Annotated in this window: 7 protein-coding genes and 4 pseudogenes; 4 read left to right on the top strand and 7 right to left on the bottom strand. The window is 59.2% G+C overall.

Going from position 1 to position 8,284, the window contains the following annotated elements; all coding sequences use genetic code 11:
* Positions 1-305: 305 nt before the first annotated feature.
* The 5 genes and pseudogenes from FJ942_RS28970 to FJ942_RS27720 form a co-directional block, all read right to left on the bottom strand.
* A pseudogene (locus FJ942_RS28970) lies at positions 306-706 on the bottom strand (tyrosine-type recombinase/integrase); the annotation flags it as partial.
* A gap of 15 nt (positions 707-721) precedes the next feature.
* A pseudogene (locus tag FJ942_RS29130) lies at positions 722-823 on the bottom strand (hypothetical protein); the annotation flags it as partial.
* On the bottom strand, positions 798-872 hold the full coding sequence (locus tag FJ942_RS29125; protein ID WP_347439606.1) for a hypothetical protein: 75 nt from the start codon (positions 870-872) through the stop codon (positions 798-800). The pseudogene FJ942_RS29130 and the gene FJ942_RS29125, both read right to left, overlap by 26 nt.
* 35 nt (positions 873-907) lie before the next feature.
* The gene (locus FJ942_RS29120) at positions 908-1,069 is read right to left on the bottom strand and encodes a multiubiquitin domain-containing protein (protein ID WP_246679088.1); all 162 of its coding nucleotides are present in this window, start codon (positions 1,067-1,069) and stop codon (positions 908-910) included.
* Between the two features lie 26 nt (positions 1,070-1,095).
* Entirely contained in the window at positions 1,096-1,317 is a 222-nt protein-coding gene (locus FJ942_RS27720; protein ID WP_140495891.1) for a DUF2188 domain-containing protein, read from the bottom strand.
* 25 nt (positions 1,318-1,342) lie between these two features.
* On the opposite strand from FJ942_RS27720, the pseudogene FJ942_RS28965 reads away from it, so the two are divergent.
* Positions 1,343-1,447 (top strand): annotated as a pseudogene (locus FJ942_RS28965) (DUF488 family protein); the annotation flags it as partial.
* Between the two features lie 332 nt (positions 1,448-1,779).
* Here the strand turns inward: FJ942_RS28965 and FJ942_RS27710 are convergent.
* Positions 1,780-2,349 (bottom strand): EF-hand domain-containing protein, encoded by a 570-nt coding sequence (locus FJ942_RS27710; RefSeq protein ID WP_246679901.1) that lies wholly within the window; start codon positions 2,347-2,349, stop codon positions 1,780-1,782.
* Between the two features lie 542 nt (positions 2,350-2,891).
* Here FJ942_RS27710 and FJ942_RS27705 point away from each other — a divergent pair.
* Positions 2,892-3,218 carry a low affinity iron permease family protein gene (locus FJ942_RS27705; protein WP_140632143.1) on the top strand — a complete coding sequence of 109 codons (327 nt, stop codon included), beginning with the start codon at positions 2,892-2,894 and terminating at the stop codon, positions 3,216-3,218.
* A 93-nt stretch (positions 3,219-3,311) separates the two neighbouring features.
* Complete coding sequence (locus FJ942_RS27700) at positions 3,312-4,562, top strand: phospholipase D-like domain-containing protein (RefSeq protein WP_246679900.1); 1,251 nt, start codon at positions 3,312-3,314, stop codon at positions 4,560-4,562.
* Between the two features lie 562 nt (positions 4,563-5,124).
* On the opposite strand, the pseudogene FJ942_RS27695 reads toward FJ942_RS27700, so the two are convergent.
* Positions 5,125-5,620, bottom strand: a pseudogene (locus FJ942_RS27695) (DUF892 family protein).
* Positions 5,621-5,837: 217 nt separating this feature from the next.
* Between FJ942_RS27695 and FJ942_RS27690 the strand changes: the two are divergent.
* Positions 5,838-8,279, top strand: coding sequence for an ATP-binding protein (locus FJ942_RS27690; RefSeq protein WP_140518215.1), 2,442 nt, complete (start codon positions 5,838-5,840; stop codon positions 8,277-8,279).
* Positions 8,280-8,284 lie beyond the last annotated feature (5 nt).

The raw sequence follows: 8,284 nt of genomic DNA, 5'->3' as shown, positions 1-8,284 counted from the left end.
GTCGCTCTTGATCGTCCTGCTTCAACTCCGGTCGAAGCAGTGCGCCGCTTAGGGCTCGGATTGTTCACGGTCGACTGGATAGCGCTGCCCATCAGCACGCCAAGGCCGGACAGTTCGTCAGCCGTTGTTTGCCACTGATTTAAGCCGCGTCGCGCTGAGCTGGATGCAAGGTCAGCTTTCCCTCCAGACCATATCGAGACGGTCAACCCGCTTTCGTGACGAATGCGGCCGCGCTCATAACGCTATCATCAAAATGCATGACTACCTTCTTTGTGGTTAGAACTGAGGCACCGCTTTCAGAGAAACTAGTCGTCTTTTTGGTCCTTTGGTTCGCCAGACCATACGAGAGAATACGAAGGAAAAGGTTTGGCGAACCAGCTACTAACGTATTGTTTTCCCGTAGAAAACGATGACCCTCCGGGCCCACCATTATCGTTATTTATAGTGCGTTAAATGGTGGTTCGCCACGAGGTTGGCCAACAGGTTCGCCAAGCAATGGTTTGCGCGTTACCAGCCTTACGACTCGGTCCATGCCCTGCACAGCCAAACGCACCTGCGACGCTTCCCGGGAATAGAGTTCGGCATGGTCGATATCGTCATGGCCGAGAACGTCCATCATCTGCCTGGTGGATGCTCCCGCCTCGGCGAGATAAACCCCGAGTGACTTCCTCAAACCGTGCAGTGTAAGGCCCTTCGGCAATCCGGCGAGAGCGAGGTACGGAACGTCCCGGACCACGAGGTGCAATGTGTCGACCCTCAGGGCGTAGCCCTTTTCAAGCAGTCGGCGGATGTCGTCGTTATGACTGGCCAGTTCGATTAACACTGAAGACCATTCCTTCCTTGACCTTCACGCTGCCACCCGGAGCCAGGATGCCTTCCGGCTTGTGACCGTCGCCGCGGGTGTAAGTTACCGAGTAGGTGATCTCGGGTGCTGCGGATAATCGGGATAAGCTAGTGTCACCACCTCGGCGTAGGTGATGGTGTCCTTCTTCGGGACCTCGTAGGGGCTGCCGTCAACAATGATGGTGACGGTCTTGTCCTTGCCCTTTTCGTTCTCCTGGGTCTGCATTTTAGGATATCCTTGTGTTGAAGCCGCTAACCGCGCGGCGGGAAGGGATCGTTGCCGTAAGAGTTCGAGTCGCGGATCTGCCCGTTGGGGCGATGGATCACCACCTCGCTGTGCTGGTTGATGGCGATGTCTCTTGCCGAGGCGACCGCACCGGCTTGGGTCGGATGAAGCGAAGTGGCGCGGTTATTGCCGGCGCCGAGCACCGCCCACTGACCGTCGCGAGGTACGACATGCTGATTTTTGCCCATGAAAGTCTCCGTTAAGGTTCGTTTGTCCGTCGGCAGGCAGCAGCGGTGCGCCATCATGTGCTCGGAAACGCTTTGGTGGCGCTGCCACAGGAGAATCGTCGCGAATTATCTGATCAGTCGTGGCGAGTCCGCGCCGCCGCGGCATCGGAGACGCGCAAGGTCGGGTGTGTGAGGCGGATGTTCGGCTTGCGCCGGGTTTTGTGCATTCCTGCATTTGAATAGACGTGCTTTGCCTGCACCAGCCGCCCATCAGGGTGCGGAACTGAGCCAATTCATGAAACCTTGCTGGAAGCGCCGAGGCACTTCGGCCTCTGGCACGTTCCACGAATTGAAGAGACGCTTGCCTGCTTCGGGTCACTGCACGAGCATGCTCGCATCGGTGTGGAGGTCCGATCGACCAGCCGGGCATACTACCAACCGATGCTAGGGATAGCGTCCAAAAAAGCGCCTAAGTTCGAAGTGCTACTGCATCTCTCCACTTCCGCGACTATGTGAGAAGGATTCAATCTCCTCCAAATCAATCCTGCCATCGCCGTTCTCGTCGACGACGTCAAATATCCTCCCGATCACATCCTGGATCTCGCTCTGCGAAAGTGCTCCATCGCCGTCGGCGTCCATTATCGCAAACATTATTTTCATCCTGGCCGCGTGCATCATGCGAGGCCCCATGCGATCAGGCTTTCGAGCTATCCTGTCCCCATCGTGCGACCCTTGCCCTATGTCCCGGTGCCAATCTTGCCGATGCGGAGGCCTTTCTTCGGGGCCGCGATCTCCCTGCAGCTTGTCCTGTAACATCTCGTCCACCATCTGCCGCATCATCTCACGCGTCTGGTCTTCTGTCTGTTTGTTAGGGCCTGGCAGTGGTGTGGATCCAGACTGCTGCGGCGGCGGCTTAAGCTCCGGTGTCCCACTCGTCTGGGCCAGCGCCGGCAAGCTTAACATGACCAAAGCAGCGGCAGCTGCCGTCGTCCCACATTGTACTTTCATCGGATTTTCCTTCCTTGAATGGCCATGCCAAACTTCGGCATTCACGGCCAAACTTGCTCCTCAGACTTTGGTTCCGGATGCAAGCTGCACAATAGAAGCTCAAATCGTGAGGTTCGGCAGCTGAAGTACGATGCAGCGATGTCGAGCGACAACATCTTCGGTCATTTGATGGGCCGCCTCGCTCACGGCTGCGGGGTACTCACCGTTTGGCGGGCGCCGACGACGCAAACCGCCGCCGAACTGGAAGCGATTGCATCTTCACACGGCTGGACGCCCGAACCCGTGTTGAGGAACTGTCGGCTTCGGAGACTGTCAGTGGCGCGGCCATCAGACGATTTCCAGACTGCCGACCTTCGCTTGGGTGAGACGCGTAAAGGCTATCGAACGCGCAATCGAGGAACACAAACCACGGTGATCGTTGCTGCCGAAATGGTGAGATAGAGAATGCTCGCAGGCTGCTCCTAAAAAGATGATCGAACGCCGCTTGGAATGGAACATGCGCTCCCACCACTGCTTGGCGCTCCGCCGGCATGCATTGTAGAGCTTGGCACAACGGGAACCTGCGTTGCAGTCGAAAGTTCTTGATGATGGCAACTCGCCCGATCACGAGCGTGCTCACCTCAATTGGCACGTTGACCTCTCGGCCGGCAGCATTCCTGGTGCTGCTGGCTTACGCGGCCCTTTGGCTATTTCTCGACAGGGCGAGTTTGAACTGGCACGGCGCGGCGACCCTGTTCACCTGGGCCATGACACTGTTCATTCAACGCGCAGAACATCGCGACACGCAGGCGATCCATGCCAAGCTGGATGAGATGTTGCGAACGAATAGCTCGGCATCGAACATCACCAGAATCGATGATGAGGAACCAGAGGAAATCGAAAAGCATCGCACTCGCAAACAGCAGGGCGATTGAGATGTGCCATGCGGACTCGCGGCGCTACGGGCGGGTGCGGACCCAGTGAGGTTTGGCGTAAACCGGGGAAGGCTGCTTAAGAGCCTCAAATACGTGGCCGTTGCCGTCATCGCCAGCCTGATCACTCTGCTGAGCATAAACTTGGCACCAGAGCCACGCATTTTGCGAACGCTTGTCCCGCACCGATTCGACGCGTCGGATCCCGAATTTGCAAGGAGCATGAGCAGTTATTCACAAGGACAGCTGTTCGATTCAAACGCGGTACAAACCCTTGTCAACGGAGATGAGATCTTCCCTTCAATGCTGCAGGCAATCCATGCGGCTCGGTCTACAATTGATTTCGAGACCTATATCTATTGGTCGGGGGTCGTCGGTTATGAGTTCGCGACCGCGTTGGCAACCAAAGCCCGGGAGGGTGTCGAGGTCCGTGTGCTCGTTGACTGGGTCGGCAGCCTGCCGTTCGATGAAGACCTGATCGAGATCATGACAAGCGCCGGCGTGCGGTTCCAGCGCTATAGACCTATTCATTGGTATACGTTGGATCGTGTAAACAACCGGACCCATCGCAAGCTGCTCATCGTTGACGGGCTGGTCGCGTTCACCGGCGGCGTCGGTATTGCCGACAACTGGCTCGGAAACGCCCGCAATCCAGATGAGTGGCGCGACACGCACTATCAAGTCAAAGGACCCGCAGTGTCTGCCTTCCAGGCGGCATTCGCGGAAAACTGGTTGGAGACGGCCGGCGAGACATTGCAAGGTGAGAAGTTCTACTCACCCTCCGAACCTGCGGGGTCGCTTAGCGCTCAGCTGATCCTGTCATCGCAGCCAAATGGCTCGGAGAACATGGAACTGATGATGCTGGCGGCGATCGCTGCCGCCAGGGATCATCTTCGCATCGGAATGGCCTATTTCGTGCCTGACGATATTGCCCTGCAGCAGATCTTGGACGCCAGGAAACGAGGGGTAGCAGTCGACGTGATCGTGCCCAACTGGCTCACAGACGTGCCCCTGGTCCGAAAGGGCTCGCGGTACTTCTGGGGCGACTTGCTCAAAGCTGGGGTCCGGATCTTCGAGTTCCAGCCAACGATGTATCATCCCAAACTCCTGATCGTCGACGACGTCTGGACGAGCTTTGGCTCTGCCAACCTGGACGAGCGCTCTTTGCGACTGAACGACGAAGCCACGCTGAATGTATACGGCCGGGATTTTGCCAAAACGCAGATCGACCTGTTCAGCCAGGATCTTGCGCGATCAAGGCAGATCAGTTTGGGCGAATGGGAAGCGCGCCCCCTGACCGAAAAAATATCGGACTGGCTGGCCAGCAGACTACACTCGCAACTCTAGAGCCTCTTGGTGGACGAGTCCCCGCAAACCGGCATCTGCGCCCGTCAAATGGCTAATATGGTGCGCCACGCGCAAGAATGGGAGCAACCCCGCAATAACACCGAGCGGATTGCTCAACACGCGCCCAGCAACTTCATCGGTCGATGCATCCCCACCTCGTCGGTCACGCGGCCCCTTTGCGATCATGACAGTGAGACCCGAAAGTGCTCTCAACGATGGTGTATTAAGGTCCGCGCATGGACGGCTGGAAGCCTGAGCGATCAGAGGCACCGGCATGTCTTAATGAGGACGAATACGCCCACTTGCGTAAGGCAGCGCCAAAAGCCCCGGGGCGATCCAGAAGCCGGGCTCAGCCATTGCGGCGAGATCTGACAGAAGTCGCTTCATGTTGCCCCACCCGTGCCCTGACGAATCCGCGGCCGATCATAAACTCGAGACAAGAGTCCGCTCTTGTGGGAGGAGAAGCGGGCTCTTAGCTGCGACCTAAGACCCAGCGGCCGGCGCAAGAGCCGCCCAGCGGACCCGATCGCCAGAAAAAAAGTCCGCCCGCGCCATTTGGGCGTCACCGTTTCGCGGCATCGCTGTCGGCCGCGGCGCGAGACAGGAACATCTGCGTCGTCTCGGCGAGGTGGCTCTTGAGCCAATCCGCCATCGCTTCCTCTTCGCGCAGATTCTGCTCACAGACACGCGCCACCTCGGCCTCCCCTTCGGCGTGGGCCGCGGCGATGAGCATCATGTAGGAGGCAATCTCCATATGCTCGAAAGTATAGCTGGCGAGCGACCCCTTCATCACCTCGTCGCCGGCGAACACGCCGCTGATCGACTGGCCATGGCGGTGAGCTTGCCACCTGCGTCTTTCATCGCGGAGGATCCCTCTCCGATCCGGTCAAGACAGCTTTTGAGGCGCGAGGCCTGCTGCCGCGCTGACGGATGCGGTCGCCGAGTTCCGGATAGCTTTCGAGGCGTGACAGTTGCCCGGAGAGCATCGTCTCGGCCTGCTCCTCCATGGCGTGAGCGTCTCTCAGCCACTGTATCAACCAGTCGCGCGATTGTGTCATGAAGCTCTCCCTTTGGGTTGCTCGCCCAAACCGCGAGCGGAGAGGATGGTTCCGCCCGGGCTATGGCAGGCTCGGCCAGAGGGCTGTCGACGCGCGGATTAACCACCGACGCGACTTCGAGCAGCGAGCCTCAACTGGCAGAGGGCCGGAGTCTGTAGCTTCTTTAGACCTCGGATAGGTTTTGGCGGTATCTATCGGGAAAAGGAGCGGGAAAGTCATGACCGAGTTCTGGCAGTCACTCCTCGCCAATCTTGCCCTGGTCTCCATCCTCGTAGTCGCCTGGGATCTTGTGGCGGACTTCACCGGGCGCCTGTCGACGCGGATGCAGTCGCTGGTTCTTGGTGTGGTCATGTGCATGGGCGCGATCATTTCCATGGCGACGGGCTTGTCCGTCTCCGGCTTCGTCGTCGATCTCCGCGCCGCCTTCATTGCGGCTGCCGCGTTCTTCGGTGGATGGCCGGCGATGTTCATCGCTACTGCCGGCTCCATTGCCTATCGCATCTATCTCGGTGGACAGGGCGCGAGCGTCGGTGTCGTGGGGATCCTCATCACCGCTATAGTCGGTATTGCGTGGCACCACATCGTTACTGCCCGGTCTCGCACCATGTTCGACATATTCGGACTCGGCGTGTCGGTAGCTTTCGCCGGGCTGATCACGCTCCTGATCATCCCCTCGCAAGTCGTTGCCGACCTGGTGCAGCAGAGCACACTCCCATCACTCGTGTTCCGCTTCCTCAGCACCGTCCTCATAAGCGTTCTGCTGGACCGGCAGCAGCGGCGGCGCGATCTTGCGATGTCCAACATGATCTACCGGGCCATGGTCCGCGAACTCCCGGATTGCCTGAACATTAAGGATGTCGACGGCCGGTTCATCGCCGCCAATCCCGCCACTGCCGAAATGATGCGCGCCGCTTCGGTCGAACAGCTTATCGGCAAGACGGATTTCGATTTCTACTCTAAGGACGTGGCCGAGCGCTTCCGGCAGGATGAGATGGGCGCTCTGGAAGCCGGGCAGACGCTGCGCATCGACCAGCCGGCGGTTTTCCCGGACGGCAGACAAGGCTGGCTCTACACGCTGAAGGCACCGTTCCGCGACGAGACCGGCAAGATCAGCGGCGTCATCACCTACAATCGCGACATCACCGAGCAAAAGCGAAATGCCCAGCTGAAGAACGATTTCATCTCGACGGTCAGCCACGAATTGCGCACCCCACTGACCTCCATCCGCGGCTCACTTGGTTTGATCGCGGCCGGCGTCGCCGGCGAACTGCCGCCCAAGGCCGCCAATCTCGTCAACATCGCCCACACCAACAGTGAAAGGCTGGTTCTTCTCATCAACGACATCCTTGATATGGAGAAGATCGAATCTGGCGTGATCACCTTCAAGATCAGGCAGATGGCTGTCCGCCCGGTCCTGGAACAGGCGATTGCCGCCAGCACCAACTACATGGCCGACAGCCGAATCAGGATCGTCTTGGTCGACGATGCCCCGCGCGCCGAAGCCAACATAGATCCGGATCGCCTGCATCAGGTGATGGCCAACCTGCTGTCGAATGCGATCAAGTTCTCGCACACTGATGGCATCGTCACGGTGAAACTCCATCGTCGTGCCCCCGATATGCTGCGCATCTCGGTCGTGGACCAGGGCGCTGGCATCCCCGAGGCGTTCCGCAGTCGCATATTCGGGAAGTTCGAGCAGGCGGACGCCTCCAGCACTCGCAAGATAGGCGGTACTGGCCTGGGCTTGAGCATCGTCAAGGCCATCACTGAAAAGCTGGGCGGCGGCATCTCCTTCGAAACCGAGGAAGGCAAGGGAACCTCGTTTCACATTGACCTCCCCGAAGCGCACAGGCAGACCGAGAAGCCGGTTTCGGTCGAGCGCCGGGCGCGCAAGCGCGATGGCCGCCTGCGTGTCCTCATCTGCGAGGACGAGCCTGACATTGCTGTGGTGATCGCAGCACTTCTCGATGCAGAAGGCTTTGCCAGCGACGTCGCGCCCGATATCGACACCGCCAAGGCGCTGCTGAGCTCGCGCGACTACGTGGCGCTGACGCTCGACATCAAGCTGGCGGGGGAATCCGGAATCAAGCTCTTCCACGACATACGGGCATCACCGGTGAATTCCGACATTGCGGTCATCGTCATCTCCGCCGTCGCCGACGAGGCCAGGCGCTCGCTGAACGGCAGCGCCGTCGGCATCGTCGACTGGCTGGAGAAGCCGGTGGATTCGAAACGGCTTCACGCCGCTCTTGCCAAGATCGTCGGCCGTAGGGTCGAGCCGAAGCCACAAATCCTGCATGTCGAAGACGATGAGGGCGTGCTTGCGGTGATGTCAGAAGGGCTGGGTTCGGGCGTCTCGATCACCTCGGCGAAGACACTAAAGCAGGCCCAGGAGGCGATCGCCCGCCATCGCTTCGACCTAGTCATCCTGGATATCGCGCTTCCCGACGGATCGGGCCTCGACCTCCTGACCGATCTGCCGCTCGAGACTGCGGTCATCGTGTTCTCGGCGGCGGAACTCGACCAGAAGCTCGGCGATCGGGTGCAGGCGATCATGACCAAGACCAGAGCGTCGGAAATCGATGTGGCAAAGTTGGTACGGAACATGTTGGTTTCGTCCCGCAATGGCACTCGGCCTGCCGCGCACGCCAAGGAGTGATGCTA

Source organism: Mesorhizobium sp. B2-4-2 (genome assembly GCF_006442845.1).
Lineage (GTDB): Bacteria > Pseudomonadota > Alphaproteobacteria > Rhizobiales > Rhizobiaceae > Mesorhizobium.
Note: the sequence above shows the minus strand (reverse complement) of the source record. Positions and strands in the feature narration are given on the sequence as shown.